Raw genomic sequence first — 24,812 nt, forward strand, 5'->3', positions numbered from 1 at the left:
ACGGAGCCCGCATGGAGGCCCAGCCCACCTCCGCACGTCCCATCTCCGCCGGCCCTCTCGCGCTCACCGCGACAGCCCGCACCGCTCTCCGGCCCGCCGACGCCGCACGTATCACCGGCGGACTGTGGGAGGCACGGCGTACGGTCAACGCCCACCGAAGCATCCCCGGCGGATACGACCGGCTGGAAGAGGCCGGCAACCTGCACAATCTCCGCCTGGCGTCCGGCGAGGCCGAAGGCGAATACGCGGGCGATCTGCCGTTCATGGACTCCGACGTGCACAAGTGGCTGGAGGCCGCCGCCTGGCAGCTCGGCGACCCCGGCACCACCGCTGCGACGTCCGCGGAGCTCACCGGCAGGATCGCCGAACTGGCCGGGCTGCTGGCCCGCGCGCAGCAGTCCGACGGCTACCTCCAGACCCACTTCCAGGTACGCAGTCCCGGGGTGCGATTCGAGGAGCTGGACTGGGGTCACGAGCTGTACTGCGCCGGTCATCTCATCCAGGCCGCGGTCGCGCACACACGGACGACCGGAGGCAGTGAACTCCTCGACGTGGCAACCCGGTTCGCGGATCACATCGACGAACGGTTCGGGACGGGGGAGAACCGGATCGACGGGGTCTGCGGCCACCCGGAGATCGAGACCGCGCTGGTCGAGCTGTACCGGTGCACGGGCGAGCGACGCCATCTGGACCGCGCCCGCTGGTTCGTGGACCGACGCGGCCACGGGCTCCTTCCCGAGGGACGGTTCGGCAGCAGGTACTGGCAGGACCACGTGCCGGTCCGGGAAGCCGACGCCGTGGCAGGCCACTCGGTCCGTCAGCTCTACCTGTTGGCCGGCGTCGTCGATGTGTACGCCGAGACGGGTGACCGGACGCTGCTGGAGGCCGCCGAACGGCTCTGGGAGGAGATGGGGGCGACCAGGACGTACCTCACCGGCGGCGTCGGATCGCACCACAAGGACGAAGCCTTCGGCGACCCGTACGAGCTGCCTCCCGAGCGGGCCTACACCGAGACCTGCGCGGCCATCGCGTCGGTCATGCTCAGCTGGCGGCTGCTGCTGGCCACCGGCCGCGCCCGGTACGCGGACCACCTGGAGCGCGTGCTGTTCAACGGCTTCCTCTCCGGCGTCTCCCTCGACGGCGAGCGCTACGTCTACGTCAATCCGCTCCAGGTGCGCGACGGGCATGAGAGGGACGACGGCGACCACACGGCGTTCCGCACCCGCTGGTTCCGCTGTGCATGCTGCCCGCCGAACGTGATGCGGCTGCTGGCGTCCCTGCCGCACTACATGGCGGCCTCCGACGATGAGGGGCTGGTCCTGCACCAGTACGCGACGGGCACGTACGCGAGTGACGGCATCGCCGTCCGCGTGTCCACCGACTACCCCTGGCGCGGCCGCGTCGAGGTCAGCGTCACCGAAACCGCGGGCGGCGACCGCCCGTTGACGCTGCGCGTGCCGCACTGGGCCCGGGGCCGCTGGTCGGTGAGCGTGGCGGGGGAGCCGCTGGGTGCGGACGAGGCCCGTGACGAGGACGGGTGGCTGAGGCTGCGCCGCCGCTGGCAGTCCGGCGACACGGTGGTCCTCGACCTGGATCTCGCGCCGAGGCTGACCACGCCGCCGGAGCGCGCCGACGCGGTGCGCGGGTGCGTGGCCGTCGAACGCGGGCCGCTCGTCTACTGCGTCGAACGGGTCGACCAGCCCGCCGGTACCCGGCTGGAGGACCTGCGCCTCGACACCGGGCACGCCCTCACCTCGGAGGAGCGGCCCGGCCTGCTCGGCGGCACGGTCACCGTGGGCGCCACGGCGCACACCGCCGCATCCGGCTCCTCCGGTTCATGGTGGCCGTACGGCCGGTACGAGGAGAGCGGCGAGCGGACGGGCGAGGCGGCGGGGGAGCCGTTCGAGATGACGGCGGTGCCGTACCACCTGTGGGCGCACCGCGAGCACGGCCCCATGCGGGTGTGGATACCCGTGGACGGGGGCCGGACGGACGCCGTGCGGGACTGAACCGGTACCAGGCCGCCGTCCATCTCCGACGGTCCTGGCGACGAGAGGCCGCCAAGCGGCGATCATCAGCCAACTGCCCGTCATCGGTCGGCAGTTGGACTACTCCGTATCGCGCCGTGCCTCGTCGGGCGTGACCTCGTCGCCGATGGTGACCCCGTGCAGGATGTGCGCGAGCACCTCGGCACCCCGTACCACCCGCGGTCCGGGGCGGTTGAAGTACGCGGGGCCGTCCACCACCCACACCTGTCCGTCCCGCACCGCCGGCAGTTCCGCCCAGCCCGGCAGTCCTGTGAGCAACTCCTTCTCCGCTTCGGTACGTTCGGGACCGAGCCCGCACGGCATGAGCAGCAGCACCTCGGGCTGCGCGGCCCGCACGGTCTCCCAGTCCACCGGTTCGGTGTGCTCCCCGGCTTCGGCCAGCAGCGGTTCACCGCCGGCGGTGCGGACCTGCTCGGGCACCCAGTGACCCGCCGGCCACAACGGGTCCAGCCATTCGATCGCCGCCACCCGCGGCCTTGGCCGGCCGGCGACGGACTTGCGCACTTTCTCCAGGCGTTGCCGCAGCGCCGAGGCCTGCCTCGCCCCCTCCAGGGGGACGCCCAGCTCCGCGCCGACGCGTTCCACGCAGCCGAGGACGTCCGTGAGCGTGCGGGGCTCCAGGCTCAGCACCGTCGGCCCGCTCTCCATCGTGCGCACGGCCCCCGCGACACTGCTGTAGGAGACCGCGCACACCTCGCACAGCTCCTGGGTGAGCACCACATCGGGTTCGAGCTCGGCGAGTTTCCCGACGTCGAGCGCGTACAGCGACGAGCCGCTGTGGCGCGCACCGCCGACGGCTTCCGAGATCTCCTTGCTGCCCATCAGGTCCGCGTCGAAGCCCGCTGAGGTCACGACCGGCGTGTCCTTCACCGCTTCGGGCGGCCAGTCACACTCGTGCGTGCGGCCCACCAGATCGCCGGACAGGCCGAGTTCGGCGACGATGTCCGTCGCCGCGGGAAGCAGGGAGACGATGCGCATCCCCGCACCGTACTGTCCCCTTGCCGCAAAGCCCCTGAGCGGACAACCGGGTTCTCGATCTCCTCACACACCTCGCTGACCAGGGCGGAAGGGCTTCACAGCGGGGTCACATACTCGGGCGGCCGGACGACCAGCGCTTGTGCTCCGAAGGGCCCGCACCCGTGGGCCCGGCCGCCGGTGCAATGGGACGGGGTTCATGCGAATTCGACCGTTCTGACCGGACGTGCGGGCGAGGAACTCGCCGTCGAGTACCGTCCGGACCTGCGAGCCCGCTCACGGCGCCGCGTCATCCGGTTCGAAGGACGCCACGAAGAGGCACGGCTACGCTGGCGAACCGTGCCGCAACCTCGGCTCTCGCGGCCCGCACGCTGAACCGGAGGTACCTCACCCGTGCCGACCACCGAAGCAGCTCCGCCACGGGCCGAAGAGCGCGAGGCGGAGAGTCCGCAGCGCCGGCGGGTCAGCTCGTCGCTCGTGCTGACGCTGGTGCTGCTCCTGGTGATGGTGCTGCAGGCGCCCGTCGGCAGGGCGTTGTCCGCTCCGGTGATGCAGAGCTGGATGACCGTGTTCGTCGCGGTGTTCGTGCAGGCGCTGCCCTTCCTCGTACTCGGTGTGCTGCTTTCGGCGGTCATCGCGGTGTTCGTCCCGCCGTCGTTCTTCGTCCGGGCGCTGCCGAAGCGGCCCGCGCTGGCGGTGCCGGTCGCCGGAGTGGGCGGAGCGGTTCTGCCCGGCTGCGAATGCGCTTCCGTACCGGTGGCCGGTGCGCTCGTGCGCCGGGGCGTCACGCCGGCCGCGGCCCTGGCCTTCCTGCTGTCCGCCCCGGCGATCAACCCGATCGTGCTGACCGCCACCGCCGTCGCGTTTCCGCGCAATCCGGAGATGGTCCTCGCGCGGTTCGTCGCGAGTCTGCTGGTGGCGTGCGCGATGGGGTGGATGTGGCAGAGATGGGCCCGCACCGACTGGCTGCGCCCGCCGGCCCGCCCCTCCTTGGAGGGCCTCGGCAAGGGGGCGGCGTTCTGGGGATCCGTGCGGCACGACGTCATGCACGCCGGCGGCTTCCTCGTCGTCGGCGCGATGGCTGCCGCCACCCTCAAGGCCGTGGTCCCGGCCGGCTGGCTGGAGAGCGCGGCCGCCAACCCCGTGGTGGCCGTCCTCGCCCTGGGCCTCCTTGCCGTGCTGTTGTCGATCTGCTCGGAGGCCGACGCGTTCGTGGCCGCGTCCCTGTCGCAGTTCTCGCTCACGGCCCGGCTGGCTTTCCTCGTCGTCGGTCCGATGATCGATCTGAAGCTCTTCGCCATGCAGGCCGCGACATTCGGCCGCGGGTTCGCCGTGCGGTTCGCCCCCGCCACCTTCGCCCTGGCCGTCCTGGTCTCGGTCCTGGTCGGGGCGGTGCTGCTGTGAACCGGCACGCACAGGCAGCGGTGCTGTTCCTCATCGGCGTGGCCGTGCTGCGTGCCGGCTTCACCGACCTCTATCTGCGCTACGTCAAGGCCGGGCTGCGCCCGCTGCTGCTCGCCGCCGGCATCGTGCTGATCCTCACGGCCCTGGCCACCGTCTGGCACGAAATGCGGCCGTCGCGCGGGTCCCGGGAGAGCCGGCCGGACGACGGGCGCGACGCCAGCGACGCCAGCCACGACGCCAGCCACGACGACGGCCACGCGCACGGGCACGGGCACGCCCAACGGGAACCGCGAATATCGTGGCTCCTCGTCCTTCCCCTGCTGGCTCTCATCCTGGTCGCCCCGCCCGCGCCGGGCTCCTACAGCGCCATGCGCGCCGGTACTGCTCTGCAACGGCCCCCTGGCTTCCCGAGCCTCCCCGCCGGCAGCCCTCTCCGGCTCGGCGTCGGCGACTACGCGGCTCGCGCGGTCTACGACCACGGACGTTCCCTCGGCGACCGGCGGATCAGGATGACCGGGTTCGTCGCTCTCGACCGCAGGGGCGCCCCCTACCTCACGCGCATGGTCCTCAACTGCTGCGCGGCCGACGCCGCACCCGTCAAGATCGGCCTCTCCGGCCAACTGCCCCCGACGCTCCAGGCCGACACGTGGCTGGAGGTCACCGGCACCTACTCCGGCAAGCGCACCGCGGACCCCGTCAACCGCGGCGTCATTCCCTACTTCGACGTCAGCACGGCCCGCCCGGTCAAGGCCCCCGATGACGAGTACGAGAGCTGACGGGACCCGCTGGGCATCCGGGGCCTCGCGCCGACGCCACGCGCGTGGCCCGGCTCGGTGGGCGCGCCCGTCACCTTCGGACAGGCAGCGACCCGCAGTTGGACGTGGCGGGCTTCCCGGACAGACGGTCGGTCAGCCACGAGATGGCGCTGCCCTGGTCGACGAGGAGCGGTGTCAGGTGGTTCGTGAGAAGCCGGTCGCCGAGGTTGGGTAGTTCGACGGGCTTGTAGGTGACGTCCGCCCCCTTGTGGCACCAGTCGACGGCGAGCCGGCGCGCCTGGGCGTGACCCACGATGTCGTCCTGCACGCCGGTCGCCACACGCACCGGCCCGCCCGGCTTCAGCCTGCCGATCCGCTGCTTGTCGAGGGTCGCCCGGAGGCGCGGTTCCGCCTCGACGATCTCCGTGAGCGACTTGCCGCTGGTCGTCCACTGCGTGCTTTTGCTGAATCCGTACCTGAGGATCGCGTCGCCCACGCACATGGTCGACAGGTCGTCGAGCGCGGCCTTGCCCGTCGCGTTGATGTTGGCGTCCGCGATCTCCTGGAGGGCAGGGTCCGACTGGACGAAACCGTTGATCGACCAGCCCAGAGCGCCGGCCAGGGCGCTGCCGTCGATGCCCTTGACGACCTCTGCCAGGTCGGCGGGCGGTGCACCGGAGTATGTGCCGGCCAGGTTCACGTCGGGAGCGTAGGCGGGTTGCAGTTCGGCCGCCGCGGCTGCCGCGCCGCCTCCCTGGCTGTATCCGTACATGCCGACGCGTGAGGCGGTGGTGACGGACGATCCGTCGACCGCACGCGCCGCCCGCGCGGCGTCGAGCAGCGCGTGGGCCTCGTCGAGGCGGTTGACGTAGGTGTGCAGCCGGTCGGTCGCGCCGAGACCGGCGTAGTCGGTGACGACCACCGCGGCGCCCGCAGCGAGGAGCCGGTAGACGGCCACGTCCTCGTAACCGACGGACACGGTGCGGCCGTTCAGCGTCACCGGGTGCTCGAGGGCGAGCGATGCCGCGCACTGATCGCCCTGCCCCATGGTCCCCGGCGCCAGGGCCACCAACGGACGGGGTCCGCCGCCCTTCCACTCGGCCGACGGCTCGATGTAGGCCCCGGTCACCGCGACCGGATTCCCGGTGGAGTCAGTGGACTTGTACATCACCCTCGTCGCCTTGCCGGGCAGAGGGCCGTTCGGTCCGGGCAGGCTCAGGCCGAGCGGCAGCGCCTCGCTCCGGATCACTGCGCCGTCGGCCTCGGGCAGCTGCGCGGGCGGATCGTAGAACGCGGGGATGGGCACGCCCCGCGAGACCGTTCGGTCGTGCTGGTCGGGTTCCGGCTGGGCGGCGAAGGCCGGTGCGGCCTGAGCGCCGAGGCAGGCGGCGACGGCGACGGCGCTCGTCAGCAGACGGCGGCGGCCGGAGGGCTTCCGCGAGGGCCCGGCAGGATGGGTGCGCTCCACCGTCACCGGTTCAGGGCCTCGGCCACCGGAGGCCGGGTCGTTCCCGGGGGTCCCGAACGGTTGTCCCATGGCTCTCTCCCCTCGCACTGCTCCCGATGCCGGGCGAGGGAAAACTAACGGCGAAGACGTACCCGCGGTAACCCGCCGGTTGGTTACGCTACGGTAACTTCGGCTCAGGGTGACGGTCAGGTGCCACGCCCACCGCGAACTCGCACCGTGCCGGGCGGCCTGAGCTGTCCCCGGACGCGCCGACTGCCCTGAGCGGTTCACGGGTCGGCCGTGGTGCGCGTCTGCCGCTGTGCGATGCGCACGCGGACACGGCGGACCGGCCAGGTCAACCCCCGGCGGGCACGCCGTACCAGCTTGCGGGCACGCCCGGCGGGCCGCCCGAAGACCGCCTGGTGACGCCGTTGGGCCTCGCGCATTTCCCGTGCCCAGAGTCTCGTCACGCCGGTGTCCGAGTACTGTCGCGCGGCGCGGCGGGCGTCGCGGCGCATCCTCGTCAGGCGCTCCGGCGCCATCGTCACGAGCGCCGCGATCGCATCGGCCAGCCCCTGCTCGTCGCCCTCTTCGACGAGGAACCCGTTCCGGCCATGGGTGATGACGTCCGCCGGGCCGTAGGGGATGTCGTAGGCGACGGGGACGCAGCCGGCGGCCATCGCCTCGACCAGCACCAGCGGCAGACCCTCGGTGCTTCCCGTGAGAACGATGAAGGACGACTCGTGGAGACGGGCGCGCGCATCGGACCGGTGACCGTGCAGACGGACGTCGTCGCCCGCGTCCAGTTCGGCGATCAGCGTCTCCAAGGGCTCCCGCTTGCGCCCTTCGCCGTAGACGTCGAGGCTGATCGCGCACTCGGCGAGCTCTGCCGCGCGTACCACCCCGCGGACGGCGTGGTCGACGCGCTTGCGGTTGATGAGCGCCGCGATGACGATGCCGCGCCGCGGCGGTCTGGAGCGGCCGGTCCGGGAGAGCCCGTCGAGGCTTCTGCTGTTGGGAATCACGCAGAGGTTCTCCGCGGGGCCGAGAAGCGTCTCGACGTCCTGCTTCTGGCGGGGTGTCAGGAGGACGACCGCGTCGAAGTCCTGGAGGTGCTCGAAGACCGGGCGCCGTGATTCCCGCAACGTCGCGGTCGGCCCTCCGTTCAGCGCGAGGTGCGAGTTGTGCACCACGTGCATCGTGGTGGCGAGCTTGCGGCGGTACGTGAGCATGAACGTCGCCACGGTCTTGCTGTCGACGATCATGATCGAGGGTTCCCGGTCGCGGGCGAGGTCGAGCCAGAAGCGGTAGAAGGACCAGATCCGGTTCCAGGAGCGGACGGGGTTCCCGTCCGCGTCGCACAGGACGACGGACCGGCCGTTCTCCTTGCCGGAGGCACCGGTGCCCCTCCGGTCGCTCAGCAGAAGCGAGCCGTCCTCTCTGTAGTGGTCGACCTGGAGCACCGTCCCGTCCGCCGCGCACCGCTCCCGGCGCAGCACGAGGTCGCCCCGCAGCGTCGGCACATGGGAGGGGTCGGCGCGGAGCGGGGTGAAGGGGTCGCGGTCGAGGTGGAGCGAACCCGCCGCGGACGCCGGGAGTTCGTGGGTGCGGAAGAAGTCGTAGAGGTTCATCAGGCGCATGCCGTCGACGAGTTCACCGGACGAGCGCAACTCGGCCTCGAGCACCGGGTAGTCGGGACGGGCGTCGAAGGTGAGGACGTCCACGGGGCGTCCCGCGAGGCCGACGAGGGCGCGGGAGCGGTGGAGCATCGCGCTCGTCATGCCGCCGAACTGGTCGGGGATGCTCCAGGTCAGGGCGAACTGCCTGCCCCTGGGGAGCCGTAGGCGGGCAACCGGCAGAAAGTTGGCCATTGAACGAGCGTAGCCGGAATGATCAGTCGCTTGACCGGCGCACAGTCGCGTGTCATGCGCCCCCGGGGTGTCGCATTGCGTGCCGCGGCCCAGGTGAGGAACTGCCGTTGAAGCACCGCCTCTTGCCCCGGAAACCGACGGTTCCTGTGCGGTCGGTCAGTACAGATGCAGTGTGCCGTGGCGCGAGAGATCCCTCCCAAGTCCCGCCTCACTTCCCCGCTTACCGAGGACGTGTTCGAGGAAGTGCGCGGTGATCCGTGCGGTGGACGCGGGACCCTCGTGGCGGTCGAGCGGATCCGCCTGCGGTCGGACGCACCGACCGCCGGGCAGGGCGCGCACGGCGGGGCGGTGCGGAAGAACCGTGCGGCATCAGCGAGTTGAGGCGCCGACCCCGCCGCCCGCGTATTTGGACGGTGGCCGGCATGCCGCCGTTCAGTCGAGGAAGCCGAGAACCCTCTCGCGCAGGAGGGCGGCTGCCTCCGCGTCGTACGCGGACAGCGAGCTGTCGGTGAAGAGGTGTTCGCCGCCGGGGTAGAGGAACAGCTCCGCGTCCTCCGCCTCCTCGACGAGCTCGCGGGACGCGTCGATGTCACCGTCGCCGACGAAGACCGGGTCCGCGTCCATCGCGTGCACCTGCACCGGCACCCCGCCGGGCCACGCGGTGCCGAACTCCCGGAACGGGACGCAGGCATGGATGAGGAGCGCGCCACGGGCGCCGGGCCTCGTCTGCGCCAGGCTCTGGGCCGGCAGCACACCGAGGGAGAGGCCCGCGTACACCACCTCGGCGGGCAGGTCGTCGACGGCCTTGGCGCCGCGCTCGAGCAGTGCGTCGAAGCCGGTCTCCTCGCAGTGGCGCAGCCCTTCTTCCAGGGTGCCGAAGACTCGGCCGTCGAAGAGGTCGGGTGTGTGCACCGTGTGCCCGGCGAGGCGCAGCCCGTCGGCGAAGGCGACGACGCCGGGAGTGAGCCCCTGCGCGTGGTGGAAGAGCACTACCTCGGTCATCCCCGTACTCCCGTTTCTCGACCGCGCCCGGCAGGGAGACCCTGCGTCCTCGGTGGCCCGTCGACGAGAGCAAGTATCCAGGACTCAGGAAGCCGGTGGATCGGGTTCGCCGCGATCTTCGCCGGGGCCGGCTGGTTGCGACGGCGCCCCGTACCGGCCGTCGCCCGAGTCGGCCATGATTCGGTCATGAGCGGAGATGAGGAGAAGTACCTCCTGGACAACCAGCAGCCGGAGGCGGGCCGCAGATTCGAGGCGCTCTCGGCGCTGTTCGACCCTTCGACGTTCCGTCATGTCGAGGCGCTGGGCATCAGGCCGGGATGGCGGTGCTGGGAGGTGGGAGCCGGCGGGCCTTCGGTGCCCGGCTGGCTGGCGTGTCAAGTCGGTTCTCGAGGGCATGTGGTGGCGACGGACATCGACGTGTCATGGCTGACTCCCGGGGCGGAACGGCCTGCGTACGAGGTGCGGCAGCACGACGTGGGGAAGGACGAACCACCCGGCGAGGGATTCGACTTGGTGCACGCACGGCTGGTCCTCGTGCATGTCACGGCACGTGAGCAGGCGCTGGCCGCCATGGTGCGCTCGCTCCGTCCCGGCGGTCATCTCCTTCTGGAGGAGGCGGATCCGCAGCTGCAGCCGAAGGTCTGTCCCGACGAGCACGGCCCGGAGGAGCGGCTGGCCAACAGGCTCAAGGACGGCTTCCGCGCGCTGATGGCGCAGCGCGGCGTGGATCTGGCATACGGGCGCACCCTGCCGCGGTTGATGAGGGCCGCGGGGCTCGCCGATGTGGAGGCGGACTCCTACTCCCCGCTGACGGGGCCCGAGTGTGTGCGACTGGAGCGCGCCACGGTGGAGCAGATCCGCGGCTCCCTGCTGGACGCCGGGCTGGCGTCCGAGGAGGAGATCGAGGAGCACCTGAGGAACGTCGACACGCAGCAACTCGACCTGGCCACCCCGCCGATGGTCTCGGCATGGGGGCGCCGGCCGGGCGGGCCCGGCGTCTGACAGCAGCGGTACGGAGGGCTCACACCGCCCGGGGTTCTGCTTCTGGCCGTACTACGGGGCCCTTCTACGGATTCGTCGACCACGGTCGGTACGACGACTCCTGGGGCGGGCCCGGCAGGACAGGCGCCTGGCTCTCGCGCACTTCGCCGTGGAGCTGCCGCTCGCAGCCGCGTCGGCCGGTCTGCTGTGCGGCCTCACACATCTGCACCGGCTGATGACGGCGCCTCTGCGCGGCGGTCGCATGCCCTTGTGGGTGCTGCTTTCCGTGCCGCTGCCCGGCCTGGCCGGCGCGCTCTTCGTGACCGTGTTCGTACGTCAACTGGACTGAAACCGTCGGGAGCTGGCGCGGCACGACCCCCGCCGCGTTCTACGGCTCCTCCTGCGCGGGCCGCAGGGTGACGATCCGGTCCGTGTGCTCCTCGACCGCGGAGCGGCTGTAGAGGAGGGGGAAGGCCGAGTCGTCCGCCCAGGCGTCGAACAGGTCGCGGTAGTGGCCGCTGCCCGGATCGCCGGACTGGCCCGGGGAGTTCATGGCCAGGGACGCGTCCCAGGAGCCGACGTCCACGACGAGGCGGAACGTGGCACCTCCGCTCTGGCGGAACGCAGAGGTGTAGGCGGCGGCACCGACGGTGTCGCCGCTGCCGCCGCGCGGCGCCGGTCCGACGGATGCCCAGTCCGGCTCGCTTCCCGTCCGCTCCCGTAGCAGTTCGGCCAGCGGGTGCCGCAGGAGGCTGTGGTGCAGGGCGCCCCACTGCCAGTTGCCGGGGTTGTCGCCGAGCAGCCCCTCCGCCTCGGCGAAGGCATCGGCGAGGGAGCCGCGGATGATGCGGCGCACCTCTTGTTCGGGTTCGGGGCCCAGTCGGTCGCCCGGTGTGAGCAGCAGTCCGAGGTCCACGCGGGCGTCGGCGGCGGCGTCCTCGGCGGGAAGGATCCGCATCAGTGCCTCCTCGGCTCGCTCGGCGGGCAGCAGCTGCCGCAGAGCGGAGCGGAGCAGGGCCGGACGCAGATGGCGCCGGAACCAGATCTCGAACAGGGCCGCTGCGGACGAGTCCGGCGACAGCCGCGCGTCCCAGTCGCGCAGCAGCTCCAGGGCCTTGGCCACGCGCGGGTCGTCGCTGGTCAGCCCGGACAGCAGCGGCTGGATGCTGCGCGCCGGCAGGCTGACGTAGTCGCTCTGCAGCCCGACGCAGTCCTCGACCGTCCAGTCGTGACGGCTCTCCAGCGTCTCGGCGATGCGCCGGTAACGGTAGGGCGCGTACCAGTCGTAGGTGACGGTGCGTTCGGCGTTGGGGTATCCGGGCGGCAGGTTCATCTGGTTGGCCGTGGCGATCCAGCCGTCCCGTGGGTCGCGGGCCGACGGTAGGGTGCCGGGCTCGTGGTGGCCCGCCCATTCGTACCGTCCGTCGCCCGGCACGGGCAGCGTCCCGTCCCAGTTCGGGCGGACGGGGACGCGGCCGGCGGGCATCCAGCCGACGGTGCCGTCGGCGGCCGCGTAGACCTGGTTCTCACCCGGTGAGCCCCATGCCCGCATGGCTTCCGCGAAGTCCTCGGCGCTCTCCGCGCCCATGTAGTTCATGCTGCCGAGGTACGGCGCCATGCCGGGCTCCAGCCAGGCCGCGCGGACGGCGAACGCCGCGTTCCGCTCCGGGAGTCGGCGGATCACGGGGCCGTGCCGCGTGAACCACAGCTCGGCCTCCGCGTCGTCGCCGCCCCGCACGGGAACCTGCTCGGTCACCCGCACCATGGACTCCCAGCCGTCGCCGTAGCGGTACCGGGTGGGGTCCTCCGGATCGGTGCGGTAGACGTACAGGTCCTCCTGGTCGATGGGGAAGATCGTCAGCCCGAAGGCGATCCCCCCGTTGTGCCCGATGGAGACGCCGGGAAGCGCGGGCTCACCGCCGCCGACGACATCGAGGCCCGGAGCCGTCAGGTGCACCAGGTAGCGCAGCGACGGCAGAGTGAGCGCGCGGTGGGGGTCGTTGGCGAGCATGGGGCGTCCCGTGGCGGTGCGGGAGGCGTCCAGCACCCAGTTGTTGCTGCCGTCCAGGCCCGCGCGGGACGGCGGCGGCGATCCGGTCGGCGCCGCCCAGGGCGCCACCGTCGCCAGCCGGTACACGCGCAGCACGTCGTCAGGGATGACGGACAGATCCAGGCCCTCCGGCAGCCGCAGCCGGTGCGGCGAGGGCTCGCGAACCCGCCGCAGCTCCTCGACCTGCGGGCCGGAGTCGCGGAGCGTCAGCGCCCGCGAGACCTCCTCGCCCAGGTTGTAGTGGAGTCCGTGGCTGCGGATGCGGGCCACGTCGGACGGTTCCCAGAAGGAGGGTTCGTAGCCGAGCAGCTCGAACTCCCGTGGCAACAGTTCCCGTTGACGGCGGCAGAGCTCGACGAAGGCGTTGACGCCCCCGGTGAAGGAGCTTGCCGCCGGCTCCACGTCGGGACCGTAGGAACGCCATTCGTCGTCCATCGCGCCTCGGTACAGGAACAGCCGGGCCGCGCGGTCGTGTTCGAGATACCGGTCGCCGAAGACCTCCGAGAGCAGCCCCAGCCCACGGCGCCGCCACAGGTCGATCTGAAAGAGGCGGTCGCGGGCCGCGTTGAAGCCCTGGGCGAGGAAGAGGTCCTGCCGGGACGAGGCGTACAGATGCGGCACGCCCCACCGGTCGATGCGGATCTCCACCGGCGCGCCGAGCCCGGGCACCGCGAAGACGGTCTGCGATTCCTGAGTGTCCGGCACCTTCTGAGACCCTCCCATGGGGCATGTCGCGGTTCTGCCGCCTGTGGCGCCGAGAGACCTCACGGTCCGTCCGGATGCTGTTTACCGGATTCCCGGCGCCCAGGGGCACGGCGGGCACCTGCCCGGCGGAGTGCGTCCGCACGCACCGCCGGACGGGTCCGCGTCCCCGCGTGACCTCGGGGTACACGCCACCGATCGGTGGCGGCAGGGGCCCGCGCGCCGCGGAACGGCCAGGAACGGGAACGGCGACGAACGAGAACACCAGGAACGGCGAGGCGGAGACTGTGCACGTGAGGATGTTGCGGTTGGTCGGTGCGGCCACGGCCCTGTACGGGCTCGCGGTGACGGTCAGGCCGGAGCTGCTGGCGCGGCCCTCGGGCCTGACCGGTGCCGACGGTCGGGTCGCGGAGGCGACACGGATCTCGCTGCGCCCGCTGGCGCTGCGGGACGCGGCTTGCGGGCTGGCGATGGCATGCGCACCGGAGGGACCGGCTCTGCGCACCGCCGCCCTGGTACGGATCGCCTCCGACCTGGGAGACGCCGCACTGCTGGGCTCGACGCTTCCGAGGCACGCCCGCGCCAAGGCCGTCGCCGTGTCCGTGGGCTGGGGCGCGCTGTCGGTCGTGGGGCTGTGTGCCTCCGGCGGGCAGGGCGAGGTGCGCGGTCCGTACAGCCGCCGCCTTCACAGGCCCGGGGGAGCCCGGTGACGGGGTGGGAGGCACCGGACTCTCCCGCGCTCGTCGCGCACGCCACTGTCCAGGAGCCGAAGGCCGCCGTGGTGGTGCTGCACGGTGGCCGCTCCGAAGGGCTGGAGGCTCCGCCGCCGTGGAACCTGCCCGGCGCCCGGATGCGGCTCTTCTTTCCGTCCCTGGCCAGGGCCACCGCGGGCCACTCGGTGCTGCTGTGCCGGGTGAGGTACCGGCACCGCGGCTGGAACGGCGAACGTGAGGACGCCTCGCGGGACGCCCACTGGGCACTCGGTGAACTGGCCCGCACCGTGGGCGAGTTGCCGGTCGTGATCGTCGGGCATTCGATGGGCGGACGGGCCGCTCTGCGCGTGGCCGGCGAGCCCGCCGTGCGCGGCGTGGTCGCGCTGGCGCCGTGGTGCCCGGAGGGTGAGCCCGTGGAGCAGCTCGCCGGGCGTCGCGTCGTCGTACTGCACGGGGACCGGGACCGGGTCACGGATCCCGACGCCTCCCGCCGGCTGCTGATCCGTGCCCGCCAGGCCGGAGCCGACACCCGCTTCGTCCTGATGCTGGGCGGCGACCACGCGATGCTGAGGCGGCGTTCGGACTGGCACCGGACCGTCGCGGAAGAGGTGGCGGGAATGCTCGGGGACGCCGCCTCCGGGTAGCCGGCCCATGCCCTCCCGCGCCCGGGCATCGAGGTCGGCCCCCGCTCCGCGGACGGCTCGGCGCGGCGCACGCAAGTCGGGTTTGGTGTGCATGCATTCACACGCGTGTGCGTGGGTGAATTCTGGGGAGGCAACGGCTCATGACGCAGCCCACCGATGCCGCCGGGCCCACGAAGGCAGCCGGCCAGGCCCCACCGATGCGCTCTGGGCGCCAGCTTCTCGCCGCCTCTGTAGGCAACGCGGTCGAGTGGTACGACTGGCTCGCCTACACCTTCCTCGCGACGTTCATCGCCGACGAGATCTTCCCCAAGAGCGCGGGCAACTCGCTCGTCCCGCTGCTCTCGACGTTCGCCGTCTTCGCCGTCGGCTTCTTCATGCGCCCCATCGGCGGGCTGCTGCTCGGGGCCATCGCCGACCGCCGTGGACGCCGTGCCGCGCTGACCGCCACCATCCTGCTGATGGGCGGAAGCAGCCTCCTGCTGGCGCTGACCCCCACCTACGCCGCCGCCGGACTGCTCGGCCCGGTCGTGCTCGTGATCGCCAGGCTGCTCCAAGGTCTCTCCGTGGGCGGCGAGTTCGCCGCGGCGACGACCTTCCTCGTGGAGTCGGCGGGGCCGGGCAGGCGCGGATTCTTCTCCAGCTTCCAGTACGTCTCCACCACCGTCGGACAGCTCATCGCCTCCGGCATCACGGCGCTGCTGGTCGCCTCCATCGACGACGGCGCCATGCACCAGTGGGGCTGGCGTGCGGCGTTCCTGCTCGGCGCCGTGCTGAGCCTCGTGGGCTTCTGGATCAGGCGGGGCTCGCAGGAGACCCGCAGCGCCGAACAGCAGGCCGCGCCGCGCCCCGGACTCTTCGAGGCGTTGCGCACGCACCCGCGTGAGTCGCTGCTCATCTGCGGCATCACGACCGGCGCGACCATCGCCTACTACACGTGGACCTCGTACCTGCCGACGTACGCTCAGGTCAACGTCGGCTTCGACAAGGGCGATTCGCTGCTGATCGGAACCATCTCGCTGGCGTTCTTCGCCCTGCTGCAGCCGCTGGGCGGTCTGCTCTCCGACCGCGTCGGGCGCAAGCCGCTGCTGCTCACCTTCTCCGTGGGCTTCGCCGTGCTGTGCGTGCCGCTGCTGAACTCGATCACCACGTCGTTCACGTCGCTGCTGCTCGTGCAGTGCGCCGGCATGGTCCTGCTGACCGGCTACACCTCGATCGCCGCCGCGGTGAACGCCGAGGTCTTCCCAGCCCGCGTGCGCGCCGCCGGCATCGGCTTCCCGTACTCCGCGACGGTGGCTCTCTTCGGCGGCACCGCCCCCTACATGGGCACGCTCTTCAAGGACCTGGGACGGCCCGAGGCATTTCCCTGGTACGTGGCCGTGCTGTGCCTCATCTCCGCGCTCGTGTACCTGAAGTTGCCGGAGGGCGCCAACAAGACGCTCGACAGGTAGGGCTGCGAGGCCGGTTCAGGGAACTCCGTCCGGCCGCCGCCCGGGTCTCACCGGGGCGGCGGCCACGTCGGCGCGTCGGCGGCAGCGGTGTCCCTCAGCGGTAGAGGAAGTACTCCCGGCGGGTGCGGTCGAAGGCGCGGACCTCGTCCTCCCAGGCGCCGATGATCTCGTCCGTGTCCTTGCCCGCGTCGAGCATCGTCCGCAGCCGCGTCGACCCGGAGAGCTTGTCGATCCAGTACGGGCGCGGGTCGTTGTCCTTGCGCCAGGCGAACTCGTCGTACTTCATCGCCTCGGCGAGCATCGCGACCGCCGTCGGAATGGGACGGTAGCGCCGCGGGTCGGTGACGTGCATCTGGACGCCCCCGCACGTCTTGCCCTGGTGCTTGCTGAAGGTGGGCACGAAGTACCCCTCCCTGAAGCGCACGCCGGGCAGCTTCCGGGCGTTGAGCCGGTCGCTGTAGTGGTAGTCCAGGTAGGGGGCGCCGATGAATTCGAAGGGCCTCGTGGTGCCCCGGCCCTCGGAGAGGTTCGTGCCCTCGAAGTAGCCGGTGCCCGAGTAGACGGTGGCCGTGTCGGGGAACGGCATGTTCGGCGACGGCGGCACCCACGGCAGGCCCGTCTCCTGCGCGGGCGCCGAGGGGTCCCAGCCCCGCACGCGTACGACGTCGAGTTCGACCTTGCCGCCCTTGCCCTCGTCCGGCAGCAGCTCGCCGTTGAAGTAGCCGGCCAGCTCACCGACCGTCAGGCCGTGCTGCTGGATGATGGGCTTCAGGCCGACACCGGAGGTGAACTCCTTCGTCATCATCGGCCCGTCCGCCCGCCGCCCGACCGGGTTCGGACGGTCCAGCACGAGGAAGGCGGCGCCGATGTCGCGGGCGGCGACCATCGCCTGATACATCGTCCAGATGTAGGTGTAGAAGCGCACCCCCACGTCCTGGATGTCGAAGACGATGGTGTCCGCGCCCGCCTTGCGGAACAGCTGCGTCATCTTGGCCGCGTCCGCGCCGTAGGCGTCGTAGACCGTCAGGCCCGTACGCGGATCCTCGAACTCCGGCTCGGACTCGCCCGCCTGGGCGCTGCCGCGGAAGCCGTGCTCGGGCCCGAACACCCCCACGATGTTCAGCTCCTTGCGTGCGGCCATGGAGTCCACGACGTGGCTGGTGTCCCGCAGCACCCCCGTCGGGTTGCTGACCACGCCGACCTTGCGGCCGCGCAGCAACTTCCAGCCGGACGCCGCGGCTGCCTCGGCACCGGTCGTGACCCGCCCGTGAGCGGCGCTGCCGGGGGGAGTCGCGGCTGAGGCGCTGCCGGCGGTGAGCAGTGGGGCACCGAGGGCGGCAGCCGTGCCGCCGAGGAAGATCGAGCGACGGGAGGGGGCGCTGGACATCGGCTGGTGTCCTTCCGGAGGCGGGCGTGGTCAGGGCACAGCTGGTGACGCAAGTTATCCCACGGTGATGGCGGCTGCCAGGGTGCGCGCACGCCGCCAGTGGTGCGCGCAATGAAAGGCCCGCTCATTGACCAGCAGAGGGATCGAGTGACGGACTCCGGGCGCCCTGCCTGCGGCCCATCGCAGGGGCTACGGAGACTGCTCCACCCAGCGGACGGAAAGGTCCGAGTCGTCAGATTGTGAAAGTTTCACTCGAACTCTTGCTATTCGGACATCTCGGGCGCACTCTCGAACTCAGCCCTCAGGGTCGACCCCCACCACGTCGGGTTTCCTCCCCCAGTAGACCCGACGCAGTGGGGGCTCTCGGTGCTCTGGGGGAAGGCCGGGCACATGCATGGCTGCACGCGCTCAGGAAGCTGCTGATCAGGAGGCAGGTCATGGGGTTCCGGGAAGATCTGCATCAACGGCCCGAGTCCTCGTCCTACCTGGCGGCGGTCCCTCGTCGGTCCGGAGCGAACGTGATCACGAGCAGCCGGGCCGGTGTGAAGCTCGTCGGCTCGGCCAACACCGAGCGCGAAGCCTGCGAGCTCCGGGCTCGCCTGGCCTCACGGCTGGGCCGCTCCCAGACCACGAGCCGCTGCACGATCAGGGTGAAGCGGATGGAGCGCGGCGCCTGGGGCGTGTACCTGGTGCACCCCGCGTGCGTGCGCAGGTTCGAACGCGCAGAGACGGCGTAGCGCTCGGCGGCCCGTTAGGCGAAGCCGTTGGCCCGGAGGACACGGCGCGGAGGGCGAGGACCTGGGGCGTCGCCGCCGGTACGCATGACGGCAGCCGGCCGGTGCGAGGATGAGCCGTATGCCGAATCCGACGAACGCCGCTGTCACGATCGTGCAGGGCGACATCACGGAACAGGACGTCGACGCGGTGGTCAACGCCGCCAACTCCTCGCTGCTGGGCGGCGGCGGAGTCGACGGCGCCATTCACCGCAAGGGCGGCCCGGACATCCTCGCCGAGTGCCGTGAGCTGCGCGGCTCCCGGTATGCCGAGGGTCTGCCGACCGGGCAGGCCGTCGCCACGACCGCGGGACGCATGCCTGCCCGGTGGGTGATCCACACCGTCGGACCCGTCTGGTCGAAGAGCGAGGACCGCTCGGAGCTGCTGGCGTCCTGCTACCGCGCATCGCTCGGCGTCGCACGGGAGTTGGGCGCCCGTACGGTCGCCTTCCCTGCGATCTCCACCGGGGTGTACGGCTGGCCGCTGGACGACGGTGCCCGCATCGCCGTCGCCACCGTGCGCGAGGAGGCCGAGGACTTCGACGAAGTGCGGTTCGTGCTCTTCGACGAGCGCTCCCACGGCACCTTTGCAGCCGAGCTGTAGATCCTTCCGCCCCGTCGCCGCACCGCGATCAGGCAGCGGGATCGATGAGTTCGACGGAGCGCAGCGCCGCGGCCAGCGCGTGGACGCTCCCGTTGCCGGTCCTGGCCGCGTCCCGGGCGGCCACGTCCAGGGCGGTGTCGGTGAGTTTGATGGTGTGTTCGTCGCCGTGCGCGGCCGCACGCTCGAAGACCTCCTCGGAGGTCAGGCGCGAGGCGGCATCGAGGGGTGCGAGAGAGGCGGCGGCAGGTGCGTAGGCCGCGGTCACCACCGCGGTGGCCGACCAGGCGGCCTCCAGGCTCGGCACCCAGAGCCGCTCGGGCAGGGCGGGCAGCGTCCGCAGTACGGCGTTCGGCGCGGTCGCCGCGTGCACGAGCATCACGGGTTGCCCGTGCGCGTGCGTCGCGTACAGGTAGGTCGCGGCTCGCACCAGGTCCTCGAGGACCGCACGTGCCTGCTCGGGGCCGGACGGGCCGGAGCCTGCGCCGTCGGCGCCCGGAGGGCCGGGCAGTGTGGTGATGCGGGGGACGCGGTCCCGGAATCCTCCGCTCTGGTCCTGGACGCGCGGGACGGCGTCGAGCGCGGCCCCGGGCGAACCCGCCCCGGGGGAGAGGCTGATCCCGGGCAGCGGCCAGTGGCGTGCCGCCCAGTAGCCGAGGGCGTGAGCGAGCTCTGTGAGCCGCGGACCCGGGGCGGGCGCTCCGCGGTGGTCCGCGGCCGGCTCGTCGAGCAGGGTCCGCACGGCGTGGCCCACGCGGATCACGCCGTGCGTCGCCGCGGCGCTGATGCCCGGCAGCAGCCGCGGCCACCACTCGGCGAGCACCTCCCGCCAGGGTCGTTCCTCCAGCGTCCGCGTGAAGTAGTCGATCCAGTCGGCCAGTCGCCGCGGATCTCCCAGCGCCTCGCGCCAGTCGGCGTCCGCGACGGGCGACGAACCGCGAGGCATGTCCTCCAGGTTGTCCTCGTACTGGTCGAGCCATCGGTGCACCGTGCGTGCCTTGCCGTGCCGCACCAGGGCCTCGACGGCCATGGGGGCGTGATTGCTGAGCCAGTCCTCGCGCTCGGGGCCGCTGCGGTGCAGCCGCTCCAGCGCCTCGTCCAGCGTGCCGCTGCCGTCGGTTCGATCGGTGTCCATACCGGCTGACGCTAGGCCGCCGCCGCGCGGTGCGTAACGGGCTACCGACCTGGGTCGAAGGACCGGGGCGTGCGCGGGACGCGGGGCGTAGGCCGTGCGGCGAGGGACGTAGTCGTGGCGACGCAGCCCGCGATCCGCGATCCGGGGCGCCGACCGTAATTGGGTTGCCGCCCGCCGCGACGATGCGGGCTAATGCGGACCATGGCTGACATCCAGGGCTCGTACGACGACCTGTTCACCGCGGTGCCCACTGCGCTGGGCACGTTGCTGGACGGTGGGGACGTGGGCGGGTCGGTGGCGGTGTTCGTGGGCGGGGAGCCCGTCGTGGATGTGTGGGGCGGTTTCGCCGACGCGGAGCGCACGGTGCCGTGGGAGCGGGACACGATCGTCAACGTCTGGTCCGTCACCAAGACGATGACCGCGCTGTGCGCGCTGATCCTGACGGACCGCGGCGAACTCGACCTGGATGCGCCGGTGGCGCGGTACTGGCCGGAATTCGCCGCGGCCGGCAAGGAGAAGGTCCTGGTCCGGCATCTGCTCGCGCACACCGCGGGCCTGCCCGACTGGGACGGGACCGTCGAAGAGCTCTACGACTGGCCGTCCGCCACGGCGCGGCTCGTCGCGCAGGCTCCGCAGTGGGAGCCGGGCAGTGCGGCCGGATATCACTCGCTCACCCAGGGGTTCCTCGTGGGTGAGTTGGTGTGGCGGGTCAGCGGGCGGAGCGTGGGTGAGTTCCTCGCCGACGAAGTAACCGGGGCGCTGGGAGCCGACTTTCACATCGGGCTGACCGCCGAGCACGATCGGCGCGTGGCGCTCACGGTCCCGCCGCCGGGCCGGGATGCGGAGTACCGGGCCGGCGCGTCCGGCAGCGACGCGGCCGCCCACGCGGCCGGGACCGTCATCCGTGTCCGCGACGGCAACAGCGTGGCCTGGCGGCGCGCGCAGATCCCCGCGGCGAGCGGCTTCGGCAACGCCCGCTCGGTCGCCCTCGTGCAGTCCGTGATGGCGTGCGGAGGAGCGGTGCTCGGGACACGAGTGCTGTCGGCGGCGGGGTGTGACCGTGCGTGGGAGGAGCAGTTCAGCGGTGACGACCGGGTACTGGGGATGCCGGTGCGCTGGGGTCTGGGCTACGGGCTGTTCGGCAGCACCTACGGGTGGGGCGGCTGGGGCGGTTCGCTGGTCATGATCGAGCCCGAGGCCGAGATGGTGGTGGCGTACGTGACCAACCAGATGCGCGAACCGGCGCAGGACACCAGGGGGTTGGAGATCGTCATGTCCGCCTACGACGGCCTCAAGGGGCTGCGCGGCTAGGCACCGTTCCGGCGGATCATGCGACTGACGGTTTGCCGGCTGGCAGTTGTCGGCATGGGGGCTATCTGACCCTTGGCCTTGCTCCCAGGGCTGGCCGGGTGGTGCCGCAGCGTGCGAGGGCTGGAAGCGCCGGTGGGAGTGCGTCGTCCGCACCGGCTCAGGTGCACGCTGCGGCCTCGACGAGTCGCCGTCAGGCCCCGGTTGACGCCTCGGCCGATGTGGCCTCCCGTTCGGCCGCGCTCCGCAGCACGCAGAATTCGTTGCCCTCCGGATCGGCGAGCACGGCCCAGCCGGTGCCGTCGTCGGCGCGGCGGTCATCGAACATCGTCGCGCCCCGCTCCAGCAGCCGCTCGACCTCCCGGTCGCGCGACAGCTGCGCTTCCACGCACAGATGCAGGCGGTTCTTCCCGGCCTTCGACTCTGGGACCTTGAGGAACAGCAGCATCCCTCCTCCGTCGAGGGGGATGCCCACCTCGTCGTCGCCGGGTTCGTCGTCGGGGTGGACGGGGATGCCGAGGACCTCGCTCCAGAAGCGGGCCAGCGCGTACGGGTCCGCGCAGTCGACCGAGATGTTCCTGAAATTTGACGTCACCGGCCCAGTCTTGCGGTGCCCGGGGTTCACGGCCACCGGATTTCCCGCGCGCTGCGGGGGAGGCGTGGCCGTGACGGCGCTGGTCAGGGTGCCGGCGACGTAATGATCACTTCCAGCGTCCTCGGCCCGTGGACGCCCTCCACGCGGTCGAGTTCGATGTCGCTGGTGGCCGACGGGCCCGAGATCCACGTCTGCGGGCGGGCGGGGTCGAGGCGGCCGAGGGCCTGCGGTACCGAGTCGACGATCTGTTCCGGGGCACGCACGACGCAGATGTGATGGTCCGGCACGAGCGAGATGCGGCGCCGGCCCTGGTCCTCTCCCGCGTCCAGGACGATGGTCCCGGTCTCGGCGATGGCCACGGCGCAGCACGTCACGACGCTGTCGAGGGCATCGAGTTCGTGCGGGGTCATCGAAGGGTCGTCGGCGACGCGTTCGACTTCCGCGGGCACCCAGTCCGGCGGGATGCCCGGGGGCGCGACAACGCTGCGGGCGCCGCGCGCGCTCAGCAGTTCCGCGATCCTGGCAGGCAGTTGGGCCGGCGTGCAGCGGTGCACGAGGGCGCGGTAGTCGGCCAGGTTCTCCGCGAGCAGATCCAGCCGCTGGGCGTCGGTGCGCTCGGCGTGGCTGGTCCAGTAGTCGCGGGGGACGGCCGCCTCTTCGGGGCCCTCGTCGCGCGGCACGTCGGCGAGAGCGCGGCGCACGCGCCCGAGGACGACATCGCGGCTGGTCACTGGGCGTCGCCTCCTTCACGGCCCGAAGCGGCGGAGCCGCCGCCCCGTGTTCGCCGCCACCAGTCGCGGAAGGACTCCGGAGCTGGGCGCGGAATGTCGCGGGTGTCGGACCACGCCCTGCCCGGGCCCGGCAGCGGAAGCCGCCGCGGGGTCAGCCGCCGCGTACGTGAGGCGATCCGCTGGCCGGTGCGCATGGCACGGGGATGTTCGAACGTCCAGCGCGCGGCCCGCATGACGGCACGTTCGGCCGCGTGCCCCTTCGCCGGTTTGATGGTCGTCCTCTGTCCGCGGACGGTGGCGGTGCCGCCCTCGACGACGCGTTCGCGCAGGTGCACCAGCACCTCTGGGATGTCGATGGCGACAGGGCACACCTCGTAGCAGGCCCCGCACAACGACGAGGCGTACGGCAGCGAGGCGTCCAGTTCGCTCTGCATACCGCGCAGTTGGGGGGTGAGGATGGCGCCGATCGGTCCCGGATACGGGGAGCCGTAGGCGTGGCCGCCGGCGCGCTCGTAGACCGGGCAGACGTTCAGGCAGGCCGAGCAGCGGATGCAGCGCAGCGCCTGGCGTCCGACGGTGTCGGCCAGCGTGTCCGTGCGGCCGTTGTCGAGCAGGACGAGATGGAAGGCCGAGGGCCCGTCCTCGTCCGTGGTGCCCGTCCAGGTCGAGGTGTAGGGGTTCATGCGCTCCGCCGTGGAGGAGCGGGGGAGCGTCTGCAGGAAGACCTCCAGGTCCTGCCACGTCGGCACGATCTTCTCGATGCCGACGACCGAGATCAGCGTCTCGGGAAGTGTCAGGCACATGCGGCCGTTGCCCTCTGACTCGACCACGACGAGCGTGCCGGTCTCGGCCACCATGAAGTTGGCGCCGGAGATGCCGACCTTCGCGTTGAGGAATTTCTCCCGCAGATGCAGGCGCGCGGCCTCCGCGAGTTCCGCCGGGTCGTCGCTGAGGTTCTTCGGCGCTGCCCGTCCCCAATTGCCCATCTTCTCGCGGAAGATGTCGCGGATCTGATCGCGGTTGCGGTGGATGGCGGGGACAAGGATGTGGGAGGGCAGATCGTCGCCGAGCTGCACGATGAGTTCGGCGAGGTCGGTCTCGTACGCGGAGATGCCTGCCTTCGCCAGCGCCTCGTTGAGCCCGGTCTCCTGCGTCGCCATGGACTTGACCTTCACGACGTCGCTCTCGCCCGTCTCCCGCACGAGATCCGTGACGATCCTGTTGGCCTCCTCCGCGTCGCGGGCCCAGTGCACTCGGCCGCCGGCCGCGGTCACCGCGGTCTCCAACTGCTCCAGGTAGTGGTCGAGATGGCGCAGCGTGCGGTTCTTCAGCGCCGCGCCCGCCGCGCGCAACTGCCCCCAGTCGCCGAGCTCTTCGACGGCCTGCGCGCGCTTGGCGCGGATGGTGTGCGTCGCGTGCCGCAGATTGCCGCGGAGCCTCATGTCCCGCGTGGAGGAGGCGGCCGCCCGGGGGAAGGAGGGCATGCCCAGATACGTACCGCTCAAAGTGGTGCCTCCTCGGTGCCCGCCAGGATCTCGGCGATGTGTACGGGGCGCGTCGCGGCGCCGCGCCGGGTGAGGGTGCCGCCGATGTGCATGAGACAGGAGTTGTCGACGGTGCACACCGCCTCGGCGTCGGTCTCCTCGATGTGCCGGGCCTTGTCGGCGCCCATGGCGGCGGAGACGTCGGCGTTCTTCACCGCGAAGGTGCCGCCGAATCCGCAGCACTCCTCGGCGCCCGCCAGCTCCACCAGCCGCAGCCCTTTCACGGCCTCCAGCAGCCGGCGCGGGCGGTCGCCGAGCCCGAGCATGCGCAGCCCGTGGCAGGTGGGGTGGTAGGTGACGGTGTGCGGGTAGTAGGCGCCGACGTCGGTCACGCCGAGCACGTCGACGAGGAACTCGGTGAGTTCGTAGGTGCGGGCGACGGCGCCCTGCGTGGCCTCGGCGTCGATCCGCGGGTAGTTGTCCCGCACCATCGCCGCGCACGACCCGGACGGCACGACGACGTGGTCGTAGTCGCGGAAGACGTCGGCGTACCGGCGTGCCAGCGGCGCCGCTTCCTTCCGGTAGCCGGTGTTGAACTGCGGCTGCCCGCAGCAGCTCTGGCCGTCGGGAAAGCCGACCTCGACACCGAGCCGTTCCAGGAGGGTGACGACAGCCTGCCCGGTACGGGGATAGAGCGTGTCGTTGATGCAGGTGATGAAGAGTGCGACCCGCACGGTCCCTCCTTGTCCTTCCGCACG

Annotated in this window: 22 protein-coding genes; 11 read left to right on the forward strand and 11 right to left on the reverse strand. The window is 71.7% G+C overall.

From position 1 onward, the window contains the following. Positions 1-11 precede the first annotated feature (11 nt). Positions 12-2,009 carry a beta-L-arabinofuranosidase domain-containing protein gene (locus I004_RS33820; RefSeq protein WP_078511149.1) on the forward strand — a complete coding sequence of 666 codons (1,998 nt, stop codon included), beginning with the start codon at positions 12-14 and terminating at the stop codon, positions 2,007-2,009. A 99-nt stretch (positions 2,010-2,108) separates the two neighbouring features. Here I004_RS33820 and I004_RS0113745 read toward each other — a convergent pair whose 3' ends face one another. Beyond that, positions 2,109-3,026, reverse strand: coding sequence for a cobalamin-binding protein (locus I004_RS0113745; RefSeq protein ID WP_028435973.1), 918 nt, complete (start codon positions 3,024-3,026; stop codon positions 2,109-2,111). A 390-nt stretch (positions 3,027-3,416) separates the two neighbouring features. Here I004_RS0113745 and I004_RS0113750 point away from each other — a divergent pair, with 390 nt between their 5' ends. Then, positions 3,417-4,427, forward strand: coding sequence for a permease (locus I004_RS0113750; RefSeq protein WP_028435974.1), 1,011 nt, complete (start codon positions 3,417-3,419; stop codon positions 4,425-4,427). After that, positions 4,424-5,203, forward strand: coding sequence for a TIGR03943 family putative permease subunit (locus tag I004_RS0113755; protein ID WP_028435975.1), 780 nt, complete (start codon positions 4,424-4,426; stop codon positions 5,201-5,203). Before I004_RS0113750 ends, I004_RS0113755 begins: the two co-directional genes overlap by 4 nt. Positions 5,204-5,273: 70 nt before the next feature. On the opposite strand, the gene I004_RS0113760 is transcribed toward I004_RS0113755, so the two are convergent. The 3 genes from I004_RS0113760 to I004_RS0113775 form a co-directional block, all read right to left on the reverse strand. Then, complete coding sequence (locus I004_RS0113760) at positions 5,274-6,719, reverse strand: lipase family protein (RefSeq protein ID WP_078511151.1); 1,446 nt, start codon at positions 6,717-6,719, stop codon at positions 5,274-5,276. A gap of 197 nt (positions 6,720-6,916) precedes the next feature. Continuing rightward, positions 6,917-8,500, reverse strand: a complete 1,584-nt coding sequence (locus tag I004_RS37535; protein WP_028435977.1) for a glycosyltransferase — start codon at positions 8,498-8,500, stop codon at positions 6,917-6,919. A gap of 432 nt (positions 8,501-8,932) precedes the next feature. Then, positions 8,933-9,502: a dienelactone hydrolase family protein gene (locus I004_RS0113775; RefSeq protein ID WP_028435979.1), complete on the reverse strand. Its 570-nt coding sequence runs from the start codon at positions 9,500-9,502 to the stop codon at positions 8,933-8,935. 186 nt (positions 9,503-9,688) lie between these two features. Here I004_RS0113775 and I004_RS0113780 point away from each other — a divergent pair, with 186 nt between their 5' ends. Continuing rightward, on the forward strand, positions 9,689-10,504 hold the full coding sequence (locus tag I004_RS0113780) for a methyltransferase domain-containing protein (protein WP_028435980.1): 816 nt from the start codon (positions 9,689-9,691) through the stop codon (positions 10,502-10,504). 148 nt (positions 10,505-10,652) lie between these two features. Then, positions 10,653-10,832 carry a hypothetical protein gene (locus tag I004_RS33830; protein WP_028435981.1) on the forward strand — a complete coding sequence of 60 codons (180 nt, stop codon included), beginning with the start codon at positions 10,653-10,655 and terminating at the stop codon, positions 10,830-10,832. Positions 10,833-10,871: 39 nt separating this feature from the next. Here I004_RS33830 and I004_RS33835 read toward each other — a convergent pair whose 3' ends face one another. After that, on the reverse strand, positions 10,872-13,238 hold the full coding sequence (locus I004_RS33835) for a penicillin acylase family protein (RefSeq protein WP_486579986.1): 2,367 nt from the start codon (positions 13,236-13,238) through the stop codon (positions 10,872-10,874). Positions 13,239-13,522: 284 nt separating this feature from the next. On the opposite strand from I004_RS33835, the gene I004_RS33840 reads away from it, so the two are divergent. From I004_RS33840 to I004_RS0113805, 3 genes are all read left to right on the forward strand, one after another. Then, complete coding sequence (locus I004_RS33840; RefSeq protein WP_037976225.1) at positions 13,523-13,945, forward strand: hypothetical protein; 423 nt, start codon at positions 13,523-13,525, stop codon at positions 13,943-13,945. Continuing rightward, positions 13,942-14,592: an alpha/beta fold hydrolase gene (locus I004_RS0113800; RefSeq protein WP_028435982.1), complete on the forward strand. Its 651-nt coding sequence runs from the start codon at positions 13,942-13,944 to the stop codon at positions 14,590-14,592. The genes I004_RS33840 and I004_RS0113800 overlap by 4 nt, the downstream gene beginning before the upstream one ends. A gap of 140 nt (positions 14,593-14,732) precedes the next feature. After that, positions 14,733-16,040: an MFS transporter gene (locus tag I004_RS0113805; protein WP_028435983.1), complete on the forward strand. Its 1,308-nt coding sequence runs from the start codon at positions 14,733-14,735 to the stop codon at positions 16,038-16,040. Positions 16,041-16,134: 94 nt separating this feature from the next. Here the strand turns inward: I004_RS0113805 and I004_RS0113810 are convergent, their stop codons facing one another. Next, positions 16,135-17,427, reverse strand: coding sequence for a DUF1343 domain-containing protein (locus tag I004_RS0113810; protein ID WP_028435984.1), 1,293 nt, complete (start codon positions 17,425-17,427; stop codon positions 16,135-16,137). Positions 17,428-17,864: 437 nt separating this feature from the next. Between I004_RS0113810 and I004_RS0113815 the strand changes: the two genes are divergently transcribed. Beyond that, positions 17,865-18,164 carry a hypothetical protein gene (locus tag I004_RS0113815; protein WP_028435985.1) on the forward strand — a complete coding sequence of 100 codons (300 nt, stop codon included), beginning with the start codon at positions 17,865-17,867 and terminating at the stop codon, positions 18,162-18,164. A gap of 118 nt (positions 18,165-18,282) precedes the next feature. Continuing rightward, on the forward strand, positions 18,283-18,804 hold the full coding sequence (locus I004_RS0113820; RefSeq protein ID WP_028435986.1) for an O-acetyl-ADP-ribose deacetylase: 522 nt from the start codon (positions 18,283-18,285) through the stop codon (positions 18,802-18,804). Between the two features lie 28 nt (positions 18,805-18,832). Here the strand turns inward: I004_RS0113820 and I004_RS0113825 are convergent, their stop codons facing one another. Further along, the gene (locus I004_RS0113825) at positions 18,833-19,936 is read right to left on the reverse strand and encodes a questin oxidase family protein (RefSeq protein ID WP_028435987.1); all 1,104 of its coding nucleotides are present in this window, start codon (positions 19,934-19,936) and stop codon (positions 18,833-18,835) included. Between the two features lie 201 nt (positions 19,937-20,137). Between I004_RS0113825 and I004_RS0113830 the strand changes: the two genes are divergently transcribed. Next, on the forward strand, positions 20,138-21,247 hold the full coding sequence (locus I004_RS0113830; protein ID WP_028435988.1) for an EstA family serine hydrolase: 1,110 nt from the start codon (positions 20,138-20,140) through the stop codon (positions 21,245-21,247). A 190-nt stretch (positions 21,248-21,437) separates the two neighbouring features. Here the strand turns inward: I004_RS0113830 and I004_RS0113835 are convergent, their stop codons facing one another. The 4 genes from I004_RS0113835 to I004_RS0113850 form a co-directional block, all read right to left on the reverse strand. Then, positions 21,438-21,839: a VOC family protein gene (locus tag I004_RS0113835; RefSeq protein ID WP_028435989.1), complete on the reverse strand. Its 402-nt coding sequence runs from the start codon at positions 21,837-21,839 to the stop codon at positions 21,438-21,440. Positions 21,840-21,922: 83 nt separating this feature from the next. Then, complete coding sequence (locus I004_RS0113840; protein ID WP_028435990.1) at positions 21,923-22,570, reverse strand: LUD domain-containing protein; 648 nt, start codon at positions 22,568-22,570, stop codon at positions 21,923-21,925. Then, the gene (locus I004_RS0113845; protein ID WP_028435991.1) at positions 22,567-24,075 is read right to left on the reverse strand and encodes a LutB/LldF family L-lactate oxidation iron-sulfur protein; all 1,509 of its coding nucleotides are present in this window, start codon (positions 24,073-24,075) and stop codon (positions 22,567-22,569) included. Before I004_RS0113845 ends, I004_RS0113840 begins: the two co-directional genes overlap by 4 nt. After that, the gene (locus tag I004_RS0113850) at positions 24,072-24,788 is read right to left on the reverse strand and encodes a (Fe-S)-binding protein (RefSeq protein WP_028435992.1); all 717 of its coding nucleotides are present in this window, start codon (positions 24,786-24,788) and stop codon (positions 24,072-24,074) included. Before I004_RS0113850 ends, I004_RS0113845 begins: the two co-directional genes overlap by 4 nt. Between the last annotated feature and the right edge of the window lie 24 nt (positions 24,789-24,812).

Source organism: Streptomyces sp. TAA486 (assembly GCF_000426165.1).

Bases quoted from the DNA above. Each gene is read 5' to 3' on its own strand.
- I004_RS0113780 (WP_028435980.1), top strand. From the start codon at position 9,689: ATGAGCGGAGATGAGGAGAAGTACCTCCTGGACAACCAGCAGCCGGAG.
- I004_RS0113830 (WP_028435988.1), top strand. From the start codon at position 20,138: ATGGCTGACATCCAGGGCTCGTACGACGACCTGTTCACCGCGGTGCCC.
- I004_RS0113775 (WP_028435979.1), bottom strand. From the start codon at position 9,502: ATGACCGAGGTAGTGCTCTTCCACCACGCGCAGGGGCTCACTCCCGGC.
- I004_RS37535 (WP_028435977.1), bottom strand. From the start codon at position 8,500: ATGGCCAACTTTCTGCCGGTTGCCCGCCTACGGCTCCCCAGGGGCAGG.
- I004_RS33820 (WP_078511149.1), top strand. From the start codon at position 12: ATGGAGGCCCAGCCCACCTCCGCACGTCCCATCTCCGCCGGCCCTCTC.
- I004_RS0113745 (WP_028435973.1), bottom strand. From the start codon at position 3,026: ATGCGCATCGTCTCCCTGCTTCCCGCGGCGACGGACATCGTCGCCGAA.
- I004_RS0113820 (WP_028435986.1), top strand. From the start codon at position 18,283: ATGCCGAATCCGACGAACGCCGCTGTCACGATCGTGCAGGGCGACATC.
- I004_RS0113760 (WP_078511151.1), bottom strand. From the start codon at position 6,719: ATGGGACAACCGTTCGGGACCCCCGGGAACGACCCGGCCTCCGGTGGC.
- I004_RS0113815 (WP_028435985.1), top strand. From the start codon at position 17,865: ATGGGGTTCCGGGAAGATCTGCATCAACGGCCCGAGTCCTCGTCCTAC.
- I004_RS0113810 (WP_028435984.1), bottom strand. From the start codon at position 17,427: ATGTCCAGCGCCCCCTCCCGTCGCTCGATCTTCCTCGGCGGCACGGCT.
- I004_RS0113805 (WP_028435983.1), top strand. From the start codon at position 14,733: ATGACGCAGCCCACCGATGCCGCCGGGCCCACGAAGGCAGCCGGCCAG.
- I004_RS0113825 (WP_028435987.1), bottom strand. From the start codon at position 19,936: ATGGACACCGATCGAACCGACGGCAGCGGCACGCTGGACGAGGCGCTG.